The sequence below is a fragment of the Streptomyces sp. NBC_00414 genome (assembly GCF_036038375.1).
Classification (GTDB): domain Bacteria; phylum Actinomycetota; class Actinomycetes; order Streptomycetales; family Streptomycetaceae; genus Streptomyces.
This window is the reverse complement of record NZ_CP107935.1, coordinates 1025935-1040671: the sequence shown is the minus strand read 5'-3', so window position 1 is coordinate 1040671 and position 14737 is coordinate 1025935. Positions and strand designations below refer to the sequence as shown.

The 14737-nt window shown below is 67.5% G+C and carries 14 protein-coding genes, 1 pseudogene and 1 riboswitch; of the genes and pseudogenes, 5 read left to right on the top strand and 10 right to left on the bottom strand.

What is annotated here, in order from left to right:
- Position 1 precedes the first annotated feature (1 nt).
- The 3 genes from OHS59_RS04535 (at position 2) to OHS59_RS04525 (ending at position 2512) form a co-directional block, all read left to right on the top strand.
- A complete protein-coding gene (locus tag OHS59_RS04535; RefSeq protein ID WP_328492085.1) occupies positions 2-1006 on the top strand; it encodes a carbohydrate ABC transporter permease in 1005 nt (334 codons plus the stop codon).
- The gene (locus OHS59_RS04530; protein ID WP_189768570.1) at positions 1003-1839 is read left to right on the top strand and encodes a carbohydrate ABC transporter permease; all 837 of its coding nucleotides are present in this window, start codon (positions 1003-1005) and stop codon (positions 1837-1839) included. The genes OHS59_RS04535 and OHS59_RS04530 overlap by 4 nt, the downstream gene beginning before the upstream one ends.
- A gap of 214 nt (positions 1840-2053) precedes the next feature.
- A complete protein-coding gene (locus tag OHS59_RS04525) occupies positions 2054-2512 on the top strand; it encodes a MerR family transcriptional regulator (RefSeq protein WP_328492084.1) in 459 nt (152 codons plus the stop codon).
- 14 nt (positions 2513-2526) lie between these two features.
- On the opposite strand, the gene OHS59_RS04520 is transcribed toward OHS59_RS04525, so the two are convergent.
- The 5 genes from OHS59_RS04520 to OHS59_RS04500 all read right to left on the bottom strand — a co-directional run bounded on the left by OHS59_RS04520 (position 2527) and on the right by OHS59_RS04500 (position 8196).
- A complete protein-coding gene (locus tag OHS59_RS04520) occupies positions 2527-2961 on the bottom strand; it encodes a cupin domain-containing protein (RefSeq protein WP_328492083.1) in 435 nt (144 codons plus the stop codon).
- A gap of 212 nt (positions 2962-3173) precedes the next feature.
- A complete protein-coding gene (locus OHS59_RS04515; RefSeq protein ID WP_328492082.1) occupies positions 3174-3440 on the bottom strand; it encodes a hypothetical protein in 267 nt (88 codons plus the stop codon).
- Between the two features lie 56 nt (positions 3441-3496).
- Positions 3497-4492: a helix-turn-helix domain-containing protein gene (locus OHS59_RS04510; protein WP_328492081.1), complete on the bottom strand. Its 996-nt coding sequence runs from the start codon at positions 4490-4492 to the stop codon at positions 3497-3499.
- A 155-nt stretch (positions 4493-4647) separates the two neighbouring features.
- Positions 4648-6966: a 5-methyltetrahydropteroyltriglutamate--homocysteine S-methyltransferase gene (metE, locus tag OHS59_RS04505; protein WP_328492080.1), complete on the bottom strand. Its 2319-nt coding sequence runs from the start codon at positions 6964-6966 to the stop codon at positions 4648-4650.
- 165 nt (positions 6967-7131) lie between these two features.
- Positions 7132-7350: riboswitch (cobalamin riboswitch) on the bottom strand.
- A 528-nt stretch (positions 7351-7878) separates the two neighbouring features.
- On the bottom strand, positions 7879-8196 hold the full coding sequence (locus OHS59_RS04500; RefSeq protein ID WP_328492079.1) for a DUF6221 family protein: 318 nt from the start codon (positions 8194-8196) through the stop codon (positions 7879-7881).
- 45 nt (positions 8197-8241) lie between these two features.
- Between OHS59_RS04500 and OHS59_RS04495 the strand changes: the two genes are divergently transcribed.
- Positions 8242-8988, top strand: coding sequence for a transposase (locus OHS59_RS04495; protein WP_328492078.1), 747 nt, complete (start codon positions 8242-8244; stop codon positions 8986-8988).
- Between the two features lie 48 nt (positions 8989-9036).
- Here the strand turns inward: OHS59_RS04495 and OHS59_RS04490 are convergent, their stop codons facing one another.
- Together OHS59_RS04490 and OHS59_RS44460 are read right to left on the bottom strand one after the other, a co-directional pair.
- Positions 9037-9396 carry a transposase gene (locus tag OHS59_RS04490; protein WP_328499050.1) on the bottom strand — a complete coding sequence of 120 codons (360 nt, stop codon included), beginning with the start codon at positions 9394-9396 and terminating at the stop codon, positions 9037-9039.
- 103 nt (positions 9397-9499) lie between these two features.
- A pseudogene (locus OHS59_RS44460) lies at positions 9500-9910 on the bottom strand (IS110 family transposase); the annotation flags it as partial.
- A gap of 508 nt (positions 9911-10418) precedes the next feature.
- Between OHS59_RS44460 and OHS59_RS04480 the strand changes: the two are divergent.
- A complete protein-coding gene (locus tag OHS59_RS04480) occupies positions 10419-10976 on the top strand; it encodes a hypothetical protein (RefSeq protein WP_328492076.1) in 558 nt (185 codons plus the stop codon).
- A 1022-nt stretch (positions 10977-11998) separates the two neighbouring features.
- On the opposite strand, the gene OHS59_RS04475 is transcribed toward OHS59_RS04480, so the two are convergent.
- The 3 genes from OHS59_RS04475 to OHS59_RS04465 form a co-directional block, all read right to left on the bottom strand.
- Positions 11999-12340: an epoxide hydrolase N-terminal domain-containing protein gene (locus OHS59_RS04475; protein WP_443061611.1), complete on the bottom strand. Its 342-nt coding sequence runs from the start codon at positions 12338-12340 to the stop codon at positions 11999-12001.
- A 370-nt stretch (positions 12341-12710) separates the two neighbouring features.
- Complete coding sequence (locus OHS59_RS04470; RefSeq protein ID WP_328492074.1) at positions 12711-13391, bottom strand: response regulator transcription factor; 681 nt, start codon at positions 13389-13391, stop codon at positions 12711-12713.
- Positions 13388-14650, bottom strand: coding sequence for a sensor histidine kinase (locus tag OHS59_RS04465; RefSeq protein WP_328492073.1), 1263 nt, complete (start codon positions 14648-14650; stop codon positions 13388-13390). Before OHS59_RS04465 ends, OHS59_RS04470 begins: the two co-directional genes overlap by 4 nt.
- Positions 14651-14737 lie beyond the last annotated feature (87 nt).

The following is a 14737-nucleotide window of genomic DNA, read 5'->3' as shown; positions in this document are numbered from 1 at the left end:
CATGCCCACCGCGTCCGAAACGACGTCAACGACGCAGACGGCCAAGACGGCTTCGGCGGGGGCCTCCGGCAACGGGGGCGCCCGGCCCGTCCGCAAGGTGCAACCAGGCCGCCGTAAACCGGAGTTCACCGCTCGGCGCGGTTTCCTCATCACCCTCTTCATGACCCCGGCCGCGATCTTCGTGGCGGTCTTCACGTACTACCCGATGATCGCCGGCAGCCAGATGGCCTTCCGGCACTGGAACCTGACGGACCTGACCGACACCTCCTGGGTGGGCCTGCAGAACTTCCGCGACGTCTTCGCCGACCCCGCCTGGGGCACCGTGCTGAGCAACACCGCGATCTGGGTGTTCGGCTCGATCGTGCCCCAGCTGGTCATCGGCTTCGCCCTCGCCCTGTGGCTGCGCCGCAGATTCCGCTTCCGCGGGCTCTACCAGGCGCTCATCTTCTTCCCGTGGGCGATCTCCGGATTCCTCATCGGCATCCTGTTCCGCTGGATGTTCAACAGCGAGTTCGGCGTCGTCAACGACCTGCTCCAGAAGGTCGGCCTGATCGACGAGCCGGTCGCCTGGCTGGCCGACCCGAAGACGGCGATGTTCGCCGTCGTGGTCGCCAACATCTGGTACGGGGTCACCTTCTTCACGATCATGATCCTGGCCGCGCTGCAGTCCATCCCCGAGGAGCTGTACGAGGCCTCGGCGCTGGACGGCGCCGGCAAGGTGCGCACGCTCTTCCAGATCACCATTCCGTACATCAGGGTCACGCTCGCGCTGACCGTGCTGCTGCGCATCATCTGGATCTTCAACTTCCCCGACCTGATCTTCGGGATGACCGGCGGCGGGCCGAACAACGAGACGCACATCGTGACCACCTGGATGATCAAGATCACTCAGCAGGGCGACTACGGCAGAGCCTCCGCGCTCGGCCTCATCGTCGTCGCCACCCTGCTGGTGTTCGCGGTCTTCTTCCTCCTGGCCACGCGCGAGAAGCGAGAGGTGAAGCCGTGATCGGCAAGGAGTCCACGGCGGGCCGGGCCACCAAGTTCACCTTCCTGGGGCTGTGGCTGGTCTTCACCGTCTTCCCCCTCTACTGGATCACCATCACGTCCCTCAAGGCGCCCGGCGACATCTTCGCCTTCCCGATCGCCTACTGGCCCGAGCACTTCTCGCTGGAGAACTACAGCGGACTGTTCGGCAAGGCCGACTTCGGCGTCTACCTCACCAACAGCCTCATCGTGGCCACCGTCGCCGCCGCGATCGCCACCGTCATCTCGATGCTGTCGGCGTACGTACTGGCCCGCTTCGAGTTCCGTACGAAGTCGGCGCTGCTGATGGCCGCCCTGGTCACCCAGATGATCCCGACGTTCATCGCGCTGGGGCCGCTGTACCTGCTGATGACCGACCTCAAGATGGTCGACAACCGGCTCGGGCTCATCCTCGTCTACATCGCGGTCTGCATCCCGTTCTGCACGGTGATGCTCCGGGGCTTCTTCGAGAACATCCCGGACGCGCTGGAGGAGGCCGCGATGATCGACGGCCTGTCCCGGTTCGGGGCGCTGTTCCGGGTGCTGCTGCCGGTGATGCGGCCCGGGATCATCGCGGCGTTCATCTTCAACTTCGTCAACTGCTGGAACGAGCTGTTCCTGTCCGTGACGCTGATGAACAGCGACAGCAACAAGACCGTCCCCACGGCGCTGAACGGGTTCATCTCCAGCTTCAACATCGACTGGGGCTCGATGTCCGCGGCGGCGGTCCTCACCATCCTGCCCACGATGGTGCTGTTCGCCTTCGCCAGCCGGCACATCGTCCAGGGCCTCACGGCGGGGGCGGTGAAGGGCTGAGGAACGCCGCCGGGCGCCGCGCCGAGCCGGTCGGGACCACGGGAACCCGTTTTCCGCACCACGGGAACTTTTTCTCCGTCCCACGGAGTGGGAACGACAAGGAACCGGCCTGATGATCACATACTTCACCTCGACGTCACCGTAGCGATCGACGTCGGCCGCCCCATGGCCCGGGCGGCGGACCCAGACGAGACAGACGAGGTAGGGCGCCCGAATGAGCAGTGAGCACATGCAGATCGGCGAGGTCGGCGCGCGCACGGAGCTGGCACTGCGCACGATCCGGCACTACGAGGCGACCGGCCTGGTCGCCCCCTCCGCCTGCTCCCAGGGCGGCTTCCGCCTCTACACCAGGGAGGACGTCGCCCGGCTCAAGGCGATCCGCCGCATGCAGCCGCTCGACTTCTCCCTGGAACAGATGCGCGACCTGCTCGCGGTCACCGACCGCCTCGACTCCGACGAGGACCTGTCGGCGTACGAGCGGCAGTCCCTGCTGAGGCGCGTCCGCGAGTACGAGCAGCATGCCGTCTGGCAGGTGGAGAAGCTCCGCGGGCAGCTGGCGGAGGCGGAGGAGTTCGCCCAGACGCTCCGCAAGCGCCTGAACCGGGACCACGACCGGGACCGGGACCGGAACCGGAGCCGGGACCGGGATCGCGACCGAGCCACCACGGCCTGAGCCGGATACCGCCGCTACTCGAACGCGCACCCCGGGTTCGGGGCGTCCTCGGAGAAGGGCGCGCCGTGCGGCAGTACGTACAGCACGGTGAGCACGACCGGCGTGTCCCCCAGATTGCGGCCTATGTGCACGTTGCCGGACCCGGCCGGCTCCTGGACTGTGCTGCCCTTCGGGTACACGCCGTCCGAGGCGCACGTGGAGTCGAAGTGGCTGAGCGTGCCCTGCTTCACGTACGCGTAGAGCGGGCCGTCGTGGTAGTGCCAGCCCGTGGCCTGGCCGGGCGGCACGGTGATCTCCCGGACGACGTAGTCGGTGCCGCCGACGGTCTTCTGCGTGATCAGTGTGCCGGTGACTCCGGGGCCGGGCGGGGTCGCGTGGGCGGTTCCCCCGGCCAGGACGGTGACGGCGGCGACCGCGCCGACCACCGTGGTGCGGAGCGAGGTACGCATGGGCGGGGCCTCCAGGTTCGGGTGACTGTCGCGGCGACGTGCCGCAGTGAACATAGAGGCAGGCAAGGGCAGTTGGCGCGGCGATCCGCGAAATACGTGCAGCCGGTGGCTTGTTCGTGGCGACCGGCCCGGCACCCCCGATTCCGGAGACCAGCGGCGTGCGGCACCCATCGGAACCGCCCGCCGTGTCGGCTGCCGGGCCGGCCACGCGATCAGTCCAGGACGCGCAGACGCCAGTAGCCGACGTCGTCGCAGGCCCAGGCCTTGGCAAGGCCCAGAGCGACGTACGCCCTGCCCACGGCCTGGCATTCCGACAGCCTCTCGAAGGAGCCGACCGTGTGCCATTCGGCGGCGGCCGATACCCCGCCGGCCGGCGTGATCCGCTCGGCGGCCCCGGACGGTACCGCGGTGGCGATGCCCGCCCCCGCGAGGCTGATTCCGGTGACCACGGCAGCCGTGGCAATGAATTTCCTGAGCATGTCTACCTCCAGTCGTGACCCTCAGAAAAGGGTGCGGGCAACGACCGGGCCTGTCCTTACGCGTACGTGCACAGGTCTGTGGTCTGCGTGCACTGTCTGCGGAACTCGCGCGGGGAGAGCCCGTACGAGCCGCGGAACACCTGACTGAAGTGCGCGGGGCTGGCGAATCCCCACCTGGCGGCGATCGCGCCGATCGGCCGGGCGGTGAGCCGGGCGTCGGCGAGGTCGCGACGGCACTGTTCAAGCCGGCGCTCACGGACCCAGCCGCCGACGGTGTGTCCCTCCTCGCGGAACAGCTTGTGCAGATAGCGCAGGGAGATGTGGTGGGCCGCCGCGATCGTGTCCGGGGTCAGGTTCGGGTCGCCCAGGTTGTCCCGGATGAAGGCGTGGATCCGGGCCATGAGCGCTCGCCGCCTGGTGTGGGGCGGCACCAGGCTCTGGGCGTCCAGCGCGGTGGCCAGCGCCGCCGTCAGCACGTCGAGGGTGAGCGTGGACAACCGGGCGGTGTCGGAGGGGCTGAGTTCCTCCATGCGCCGGCCGAGCTGCATCAGGAAGTGCGAGGACAGCGCACCCACACCCTGCGCGCCCGGGATGCGAACCGCGCTCAGGCGCCGCAGGTCCCGGGGAGGCAACGGCAGCAACGAGCGGGGGAAGCGCAGGAGCAGCAGTTGCTGGTTTCCCGGCACACCCGGTGCGAACCCGGAGAGGTAGGGACGGGAGGTGTCGAACAGGATCAGGTCCCCGACTCCGAAATCCGTGCACCGGCCGTCCTGCGTGATCCTGCCGCAGCCGCGCAAGATGCAGCCCAGCTTGAACACCTCGGGATCCGTCTGCCGGATGAGCTTGGGCGTACGGTGGACCGAGTGCGGCATCGTCGTCATCAACGTCGCCTGCACAGGGCCGAGTTGACTGATGCTGACCTCGGCGCGGAACGTGTTCTCCACCTGCCGTTCGCAACGCGTGTCGTAGGGCACCCAGAGCTTCGAGCTCACCTCGCGCCAGAAGCCGAACCTCTCCTCCTGCGGGACTTCCGCGGTGCTGACCACGTCCATGGCTCACCCCCGTGAGGTCGTGTCCGTTTCAGGTGTAGCACCACAGGGACCGGCCAGGTTCGGATTTTCGGAGCCAGAACCGGAGCCGGAGCCGTAACCCGGAGCCGGAGCCGGGAGACAGGGCCCGCGCCCCATCTCCCGGCTCCTGTCATGCGTCAGGACGTGGACAGCTCCGTGCGGACCGCCCGGGCCGCGGCGACCAGGTTCTCCAGGGACGCTCGGGTCTCGGGCCAGGCGCGGGTCTTCAGGCCGCAGTCGGGGTTGACCCAGAGCCGGTCGGCGGGGATGGCCTCAAGTCCCTTGCGCAGCAGGGCCGCCGCCTCGTCGGTGCTCGGCACGCGGGGCGAGTGGATGTCGTACACACCGGGCCCTGCCTCGCGCGGATAGCCGTGTCCGGCCAGTTCCCGGGCGACCTGCATGTGTGAGCGTGCCGCCTCCAGGCTGATGACGTCGGCGTCGAGGTCGTCGATGGCCTGGACGATGTCACCGAACTCGGCGTAGCACATGTGGGTGTGGACCTGGGTGTCCGGGCGTACGCCACCGGTGCTGAGGCGGAACGCCTCGGTGGCCCACGCCAGATACGCCGGATGGTCCGCGGCGCGCAGCGGCAGCGTTTCGCGCAGGGCGGGTTCGTCGACCTGGATGACCGAAGTCCCGGCGGCCTCAAGGTCGTTCACCTCGTCGCGCAGGGCGAGGGCGACCTGCCGGGCGGTGTCGCCGAGGGGCTGGTCGTCGCGGACGAAGGACCAGGCGAGCATGGTGACCGGACCGGTCAGCATGCCCTTGACCGGCTTGGCGGTGAGCGACTTGGCGTACGTCGTCCAGCGCACCGTCATGGGCTCGGGGCGGGAGATGTCACCGGCCAGGATCGGCGGGCGGACGTAACGGGTGCCGTAGGACTGGACCCAGCCGTGCTGGGTGGCAAGGTATCCGGTGAGCTGCTCGGCGAAGTACTGGACCATGTCGTTGCGTTCGGGCTCGCCGTGCACGAGCACGTCCAGGCCGGTCTTCTCCTGGAACGAGATCACCTCGCCGATCTCGGCCCTGATGCGCTCCTCGTACCCGGCGCTGTCGATCCGCCCGGCGCGCAGGTCGGCCCGTGCGGTGCGCAGCTCCGTGGTCTGGGGGAACGAGCCGATGGTGGTGGTCGGCAGCACCGGCAGGCCCAGGCGGGCGCGCTGGGCCGAGGCCCGCTCCGCGTACGGCTCCGGGCGGCGGGCGTCGGCCTCCGTCACGGCGGCGGCCCGGGCCCGTACGGCGGGGTCGCGGGTGATCGCCGAGCCGGCGCGGGACGCCAGGTCGGCCCGGTTGGCGGCGAGTTCGGCGGCGATCGTGCCGGTGCCGCCCGCGAGGCCCTTGGCGAGGGTGACGATCTCCGCGGTCTTCTGCCGGGCGAAGGCGAGCCAGCGGCGGATCTGCGGTTCGATGTCTCGTTCGGCGGCGGTGTCGAGGGGGACGTGGAGGAGGGAGCAGGAGGCGGCCACGTCGACCCGGTCGGCCAGCCCCAGAAGGGTGCCGAGCGTGGTGAGCGACTTGCCCAGGTCGTTGACCCAGATGTTGCGGCCGTCGACGACTCCGGCGATCAGCCGCTTGCCGGGCAGTCCGCCCACGGCGGCGAGCGCGTCCAGGTTGGCGGCGGCCGACTCGGTGAAGTCCAGCGCCAGCCCTTCCACCGGGGCCTTGGCCAGCACCGGCAGGGCGTCCCCGAGCCGGTCGAAGTAGGACGCGACCAGCAGCTTCGGCCGGTCGGTCAGCGCGCCGAGATCTCGGTAGGCGCGGGTGGTGGCGTTCAGTTCGGCGGGTGTGCGGTCCTGCACCAGAGCCGGTTCGTCGAGCTGGACCCACTCTGCGCCCGCGGCGCGAAGATCGGCGAGGACCTCGGCGTACACGGGCAGCAGGCGGTCGATGAGGGTGAGCGGGTCGAAGTCGGCGGACACGCCCGGCGCGGGCTTGGCGAGCAGGAGGTAGGTGACCGGTCCGACGAGGACGGGCCGTACGGCGAGGCCGAGTGCGAGGGCTTCCTTCAGCTCCGAGACCTGCTTGGTGGAGTCGGCAGTGAAGACGGTGTCCGGGCCCAACTCGGGCACCAGGTAGTGGTAGTTCGTGTCGAACCACTTGGTCATCTCCAGCGGTGCCACGTCCTGGGTGCCGCGTGCCATGGCGAAGTAGCCGTCCAGGGCGTCGGCCTCGACGGCGGCGCGGTGGCGTTCGGGGATCGCGCCGACCATGACACCGGCGTCCGGGACGTGGTCGTAGTACGAGAAGTCACCGGTGGGGACCTCGTGGATGCCGGCCCCGGCCAGCTGCCGCCAGTTCGTCCGGCGCAGTTCTGCGGTGACGGTCCGGAGGGTGTCGGCGTCGACACGACCCTTCCAGTAGCCCTCGATCGCCTTCTTCAGTTCCCGGTTCTGTCCCTGGCGGGGGTAGCCGTACACGGTGGCCCGTGCTGCCGCGGCTGCGGACTGCGCTGTCACGGAAATCTCCTTCGCGAGACATCTCCCTGGGATCCCGGGACGGGACGCGAACGCGAAGGGGTGACGGACCGGGCGGAAACCGAGCCGCGCGCAGAGCGCGGTCTTCCGCCGGATCAAGTACGCCGACCCGCCCACGAGGTCACCGGGATCTCCGCGCACGAATGGTTCGCGCACGGGCAGTTGGCAGGTCTTCGGACTCGCGGGCACGTCCTCCCTGCGGAGGACACCTACTGGCCGTCGCTTCCCAGACCCGATCGGGCCCAGTGCGTGTGACGGCGGTCGTTCCCACTCACCGCTGCGGGGCAGTCCCGGATTCCCACCGGGTTCCCTCTTGCGACGCATCCCGCCTGGCGGACGGGGCGAACCAGCTGCACCGGCCACCCTAAGGGGCGGAGCCCGGTCATGGAAAACTTTTCAGTGCATGGAGAAGCCGCCGTCCAGAATCCGGAAGGTCAGCAGGAGCGTGCCGAAACAGCCAAGCGAAGGCCGGGAAGCGCCACACCAGTGCACTGCAGACGTCTCCGCATCCCACTTTTGCCCGCCGTCGGTCGTCGCACCCCAGCATCTGTTCCCGTGCACCGGTCCTGCGTTGCCTGATCTTCCTCGCGGCCCAGCCGTCCCACACCTCATCCGTTGCGGGGCTCTGAGGCCTTCGGGACCGTCAGCGCAGAGCGACCTTCGCTCTCTTGGCAATCAGGTGAGGCAAAGGCACCACAGACACGTCGCAAACGATGAAGTATGGCGGTCCGGTCGCGATCGAAACGAGTTCGATCTGCGATCGACCACCAGGCAAGTAGTGACACACACCGGACACCAAAAGATGCCATTGACTAAGGGCTGTCCCGTAAACGATCTCCGTGGGCGGGACTCGGTTCAGGCACCCATCTTCGTCGGAGGCTCTGCTCGTGCTGCTCAGGCCCGGGCGGGGAAGTCCGGATGGCCGGCGTAGGGCGAAGCAAGGTCGCGCAAGTCGTGGCAGGGCCAGGGGTCGCGGGCGTGGCGGGCCAGGATGCGCCGCTTGGCCTCGATCTCTCGCAAGATGCGGGCCGGGTCGTGGAGAGCCACGTGCTGAGCAATCGTGGGGTGGAAGCCGGAGAGGTCAACCTGACAGAAGTCGACGGTGTGTCCATGGGCAGACCACTCACCGCATCCGTCACCGTCGCATCGCCGGGCCAAGTCGGCCTCCTCATCCAGTCGCGCCTCAAGGAAACTCACCAGCTCTTCAGTCATAGGGGCATTCTCGCGTTGCACTGGGCACCGTGAAACGATCCTGCGGTGGCTGGTGTGATCACGACGTCGGAGCCGTTCTGGATAGCCCCGTTCACGGGACTAGTCCCGCGGCAGTTCAAGAAGCTGGTGACAGTTCTGCGGCGCGAGGGTGCGGATGCTGTCCGCAGGGGCTGGCCGTGGAGCCTGGCACTGGAGGACCGGGCACTACTGGTCGCGGCCTACTGGCGCACGAACCTGACTATGCGCCAACTGGCCCTGCTGTTCGGGGTGTCCAAGTCGGCGGCGGACCGGATCATCGATCACCTCGGGCCTATGCTCGTCTTCCAGCCCCGCAAGCGGTTCACAAAGGAAACCGTGCTGATCGTCGACGGCACTCTGGTGCCCACCCGCGATCACACCATCGCCGAGCAGTCCAAGAACTACGGTTACTCAACCAACCACCAGGTCGTCATTGACGCCGACACTCGCCTGATCGTCGTGGTTGGCCAGCCCCTGCCCGGCAACCGCAACGACTGCAAGGCGTGGGAGGAGTCCGGCGCGAAGGCAGCCGTCGGCACGACCATGACCATAGCCGACGGCGGCTATCCAGGCACCTGGCTCGTGATGCCCCACCGACGCCGTAAAGGGGAAGAACTGTCCGACTGGAAACAAGCCCACAACAAATCCCACAAGCGGGTCCGCGCCCGCGTTGAGCACGTCTTCGCCCGTATGAAGAGCTGGAAGATCCTCCGCGACTGCCGCCTCAATGGCGACGACGTCACCCACGCCATGCTCGGCATCGCACGGATGTGATGGAGCCTGACCCGCTTTGTCACCGGGGATCTTCGTTTTCGCTGAGCCTCATGTCACTACGAAGGGGATCAGAGCAGCTGGTCCGGATGTGGCAATGAACAACATCCTTGGCACTGTCAGTCGTGAGCACCGTCGCCATCCCAAGGGCGCGTTGCCCACGTAGCTGGCGAAGTGGTGCTCGGTCGGGAAGCGACTGATGTCGCCGATGTGGCCCAAGACCTTCGCGGCCAGCACGGTGCCCAAGCCTGGCAACGACGTCAGGTTGGTGCGGGAGGGGGCGAGGGCGTCTCGCATCTGGGCCTCGTTGTCCTTGACCTGGCGATCGAGGCGACGCAGGTCGGCCAGCAGATCGCGGGCGATGTCGCGGCGGCAGTTGTCCGTCGCCGTGAGAGGTCGGATGCCCTTCATCAAGGTGGCGGCCGTCCGCCGAGAGCCGGGTCGGGGCGCCGCCAGGCAGCAGGTCCCGCAGGACGGCGTGCAGGCGGTTCGTGGTGCGGGTGCGCTCGTTGACCAGGTCATTGTGTCGCTCGGTCAGCAGTCGGAGGATCGTGGACTGGTCCTCCGCGGTGACCTTGCGCAAGTCGGTTCTGAAAAGGGCGACTTGAGCGACGTGCAGCGCGTCGGCAGGGTCGGTCTTGCGGTCATCGCCGGTCGACAGGAGACGGGCCCTGGCAGACAGGGCCGAGGGCACATCGACAAGGTCCTCGTCCGCAGTGGCCAGTTGCTGGGCGGGCGTCCGCCCGAGCCCGACGACGCCTTCGACGGCGAAGCGACGCTCGGGCCACTGCTCGCTCCAGCGCATCAGCTGACCGAAGGTTTCGGCGTTGACGACGGACTTCCGCTGGCCAATCTTGTGGCCTGCGGCATCGATCGCGAAGGCGGTGTGAGAGGACTTGTGGGGGTCGATTCCGATGGTGATCACGCGCGTCCTGACCAGGTGCTCGGTGGGGCAGAAGTGTGCGGTGGACACCCTGACTTGAAGGTGCGGTCTCACACGTTCATGCCTCTGTCGAGCCACACCGCGCGGGTGCCGGTCGGCGGTGGCACGCTAATCATGAGTCAGCCCCGCAGGGCGGCATGGGGCAATGCGAGCCCGTGCCGACCGGCACCCTGGACGCTACGGCTGCAGACCGGGCGTCTGGGGTCGATTCAACAAGTCAGGGGCGATGTCTCCATCGACCGGATGCGAGCCCGTCACGACCAGGCGGTCGGGTGGCCGCAGGCCAGCGCGTCGACAACTGCGGAGATGACAGGGGAAGCTGACCCGCCGGGAGAGCCGACGGCCGAGACCTGGTGCCCCGTCTGAGCCATCAACACCCGGCTGCTGGCCTGCACGAACTGAGGTTGGAAAAGGCTCAGCAATGGCAAGTTGTGCATGTCAGGCAGGGCCGCTCACCAGTGAGATCCGTGGCAGTGCCAAAATGGCGACTATGTCAAACTCCTATGCGCAGCCGATCCTGCGAACGACCGACCTATCTGCGGCTTTGCAGGTGGTTGAGCAGCTGTTGAGAATCGCCGACCTGCAGAATCTTGAGGTCGACTTCGAGGCGATCATCTCTTCCAATTGTACCCTTGCGTCGGTGCAGAAGGTGCTGCCAGATGCCGAGTGGTGGACACGAGAGGACGAGAGGGACGGCTCGTCAGCAGATGGAGACGATCCGTCGGCACACCTTCCCATCGTATTGCGCAGCACTGACACGCCGGAGGCCGTGGAGCCGTTCCTGGCCGCAGTGGCGGACAGTCCGGCCACTGTGAGATGGGACTTCAACGCTTGGCCGGAGGCTCCTGAAATCGGTCTGGGCCGGGGTGGGGCCCGTGGTGCCTTTGTGACCCTGTGCGTAAATGTACGCGACCTCGATTTGAAGGAGCCCGCACCAGATCACACGGTCTTTGTCCACGTCAAGCAGATCGAAGCCATGCGTGCACCTTGGCTGGCGGCTCAGGTCGGCCTGCACGTCATCGGGGACCTGGTGATGGCGCCAGACTAGGAAGTTGTCGGCGCCTCGATGTGCCACCGTCGGCATCATCCGATTGTGGCGCATTGAGAGTTCGTGACACGATCATGATCGGTGCCTCTTGAGCTGTCTCGAGCAGATGAGTCTGCAGGCGAGGGAGACTAACGGGTCGTGGAGTTCGGTGCGGCGTTCCTATCGCACGTCGAGCCCGCTTGCACTGGTGGAGGAAGAAGGCCTGCTCGACGACGTAGTGAGGTTTACCCAGCCCTTTGATGTTCGGGGCGCCCTTGCGGGAGATGACCGGCGGGATCCGGCGCTTGCACAGCGCTCGATGGTTGGGGTTGGAGCCGTGGCCCTTGTTCTCAACCAGTGCGTCGGGGTGGCAGCCTGGCCGGTCGGGACAGCCTGCGACGTGCGGGAGGCGGTCGGCGAGGGTGAAGGTCTGGGCGACGTAGCTAACGTGGGCCGCGGCGGTAATGACCTTGAGCGGGGTGCCACGTCCATCGCAGCTCAGATGGTGTTTGCTGCCTGTCTTCCGGCGCTCGACCAGCTATGGACCGGTGTCGGCTCCCCATTCTTCTTCTTCTTCGCGCGGATGTGGGAGCCGTCCACGCACGCCCCGGACCGGTCGAGTTTGCCGGCCGCACTGAATGCAGCGAGCAAGATGCGGTGCAACTGGTCGAAACCCCTCGCCTGCTGCCACCGCTCCGGCCTGCGCCGACAGGTCCACACGGTGTCGAACCCCGCGGCGCCTGGGAGAGCAGTTGCCAGGCTACGTCGTCGTGGAGCACACGCAGGATACCTGCAGACACAGCCGGTCCGCCCCCGGCCGCGGGACTTTCCGGCCAGGGCGACAGCAGCGGCTCAATCAGCGCCCACAAGTCGTCGTTCACGATCGACGGCCAGCCGGGTACTCACTTCTGAACGATCGAATCGCCACATCGGGCACGACCGACCAGGACACTTGCGCAAGATCGCCTTACGAGCTCTGAGGGCCGAGGTAATACTCAGGGACAATGCCGTGACTCTGACACGAAAAGTTGAGTCAGTGCTGGTCAGGCCGTCGCGGTGATGGGTTCGAAGCGGACGGTGAGGCCGATGCGGTTGGCTTCCTTGGGCATGCGGCGCATGGCACGTTCGGGGGCGCGGCGGGTGAAGTAGTCGGTGCCGAGGTCCTGGTAGCGGGTTTTGTTGTGGAGGATGTGCCAGATCGCGACGGCGAGTTTGTGCATCACTACGACCAGGGCCCGTTGCCGGCCGCGGATCCGAGCCTCGTGCTCCCGCCAGTCGTACGAGTCGGCCCACTGGACGATCAGGTCTGCGAGGTGGTCGCCCTGCACGCCGCGCGTCCAGCCGAACCCCTGAGGGAGGGCACCCGACGGTAGGCCCGCAGCCAGGTACGCAAGTCGTCGAGTGCGGCGCGCGCGACGGGGGCGGGGCGGATTCGGGGCGAGTCATCGGCGTGGCCTCATACCTGGAGGCGACCCGAGCGGTTGTCGCGGAGCCTCCGTTTCTGCTGCACGCCTTGCTGGAGAACGTTCGTTCGTTGACCGGGCGACGGTAGCCAGAGGCCAAGTAGGCGGTGGTGCCGCTGTCGGCGACCATCGCGGTGAAGGGGGCAGCGGCCCGTGTGGGCGTAAAAGGTGATCTTGGGGCCACCTTGCCGAACGCTGCACATGACCTGCCGATCAGTACGCGCCGTGACCCCTCAGGTGTTCGTGGAAGGCGACGGCATGGGGGAGTGTCCTGCTGCGTATGTGTGCGCCCTTACCGTGTTGGCGGAGTCACCTGCGCCAAGCCCGTCTGATAGGCAATGACGACCAGTTGGGCGCGGTCGCGGGCACCAAGTTTCGCCATCGCGCGGTAGATGTGGGTGCGGACGGTCAGTGGGCTGAGTGTGAGTGCTTCGGCAATCTCGGTGTTCGACTTCCCCTCGGCGGCCATGGCCATCGTTTCGCGTTCGCGAGCGGTGAGTTCCGCCAGGTGTCCTGGGGATGCGAGCTGGGTCCCTGGGTCGGGTGTCATGAGGAATGTGGCGATGAGGGTGCGGGTGGCAGTTGGGGACAGGAGGGCTTCACCGGACGCCACGGTTCTCACCCCTGCCAGCAGGGTGTCGGTTGTGACGTCTTTGCCCAGGAAGCCGCTGGCTCCCGCGCGCAGTGCCTGGGCGACGTAGTCCTCGGTCTCGAACGTGGTCAGGATCAAGACGCGGGTGGCGGTCAGGTCCGGGTCCGCGCAGATGGCCGACGTGGCGGCGAGGCCGTCCGTGCCCGGCATGCGGATGTCCATGAGAACAATGTCGGGGTGGTGGGTGCGGGCCAGGTCCATCGCCTCCGCACCGTCGGAGGCCTCGCCGACCACCGTCATGTCGTCGCAGGAGTCGATCAGCATGCGGAAGGTGGCCCGCAGCAGGGTCTGGTCGTCGGCGAGCAACACCCTGATGGTCATGCTTCTCCTGCCGGATCGTCTGCGGTCTTCGAGGACGCCTTGGTCGCAGTGGGCCGGAGCGGCAGACTGGTCGCGACTTCGAAACCGCCTCCTGGTCGCGGGCCCGCGCGGAGTTCACCGCCGGCGGTGTGGGCTCGTTCGCGCATGCCCATGATGCCGAAACCCTGGCCCGACACGGCAGCAGCTGCGTCGGTGGTGTCTGACGGCGCGCCGTTGGTGATCGTGATCAGCAAGCGACAGTCCTTGTAGATGAGTTGCACGTCGGCCGAGTTCGCGGCGGCGTGTTTGGTGGCGTTGGTGAGTGCCTCCTGCACGATCCGGAACGCCGTCAGGTCCACTGTGGAGGTGAGCGGACGGACCTCTCCCGTCGTGGTGACCGTGACGGTGAGTCCTGCAGCGGCACATGTAGAAACCAACTGGGGCAGGTGGGCGAGGCCGGGGGAGGGCTCCAGCGGTTCCGAGGCCGGGGTGCTGTCGTGGCGCAGCAGTCCCAGCGTGGTTTTCAGGTCGCGCAGTGCGGAAGACGTGGTGTCGGTCAAGCTGGTGAGGATCTTCTTCGTCCGCTGCGGATCGGTGAGCGCGAAATGGGCTGCTGTGCCTGCCTGGGCGTTGGCGAGGGCCAGGTGGTGGGCGACGACGTCGTGCAGTTCGCGGGCGATGCGCATGCGCTCCTCGGTGGCCCGCAGCCGCGCCTCCTCCTCCCGGGTCCGCTCGGCGTGTTCGGCGCGCGCCCGTACGGACGCCACGTAGGCGCGCCGCAGTCTGGTCATGCTGCCGGCGGCGAGCGGCAGCAACAGCCAGAAGCAGTAGCCGATAGACCGTGGCACGGGGGAGGAAGGGTACGTGGGGTCGAAGACCGCTGACGTGGTCATCAGAGCTGCTGCCGTGGTGAGGCTGTAGAAGCGCGCGGTCCTGAGTCCGGTGTGTGTGGTCAACCAGTACAGCGCCGCCATGACGGGAGCCAGCAGCAGAGGGGTCAGTACGTACTCCAGCGCGGTGACGGCCACGATGCACACCGCGTTGACGACAGTGACGGTCCGCGGACGGCTTCGGTGTGCGAACAGCGCGAGACATGAGGCCCCCATGACGACCAGGACGGTGGCATCACGCTGGGGCGGGGCGGCGCCGGGCCTGGTGAGACCACTGCCCACGACCGCGCAGGCCATCAGCACCAGCACGATGACCGCGTCGACGACGCGGGGATGGCGGTCGGCGTACTGCTCGAAACGGTCGGTGTAACCCTCAGGGCCGGTTCTCATACCATTCTCCGGTCGCTGCTCTGCATACGTCGCTGTCTCCCACGGATGGCCCCCGGGGCCGCCCCGTTTCATCCAATACAGGGAGGC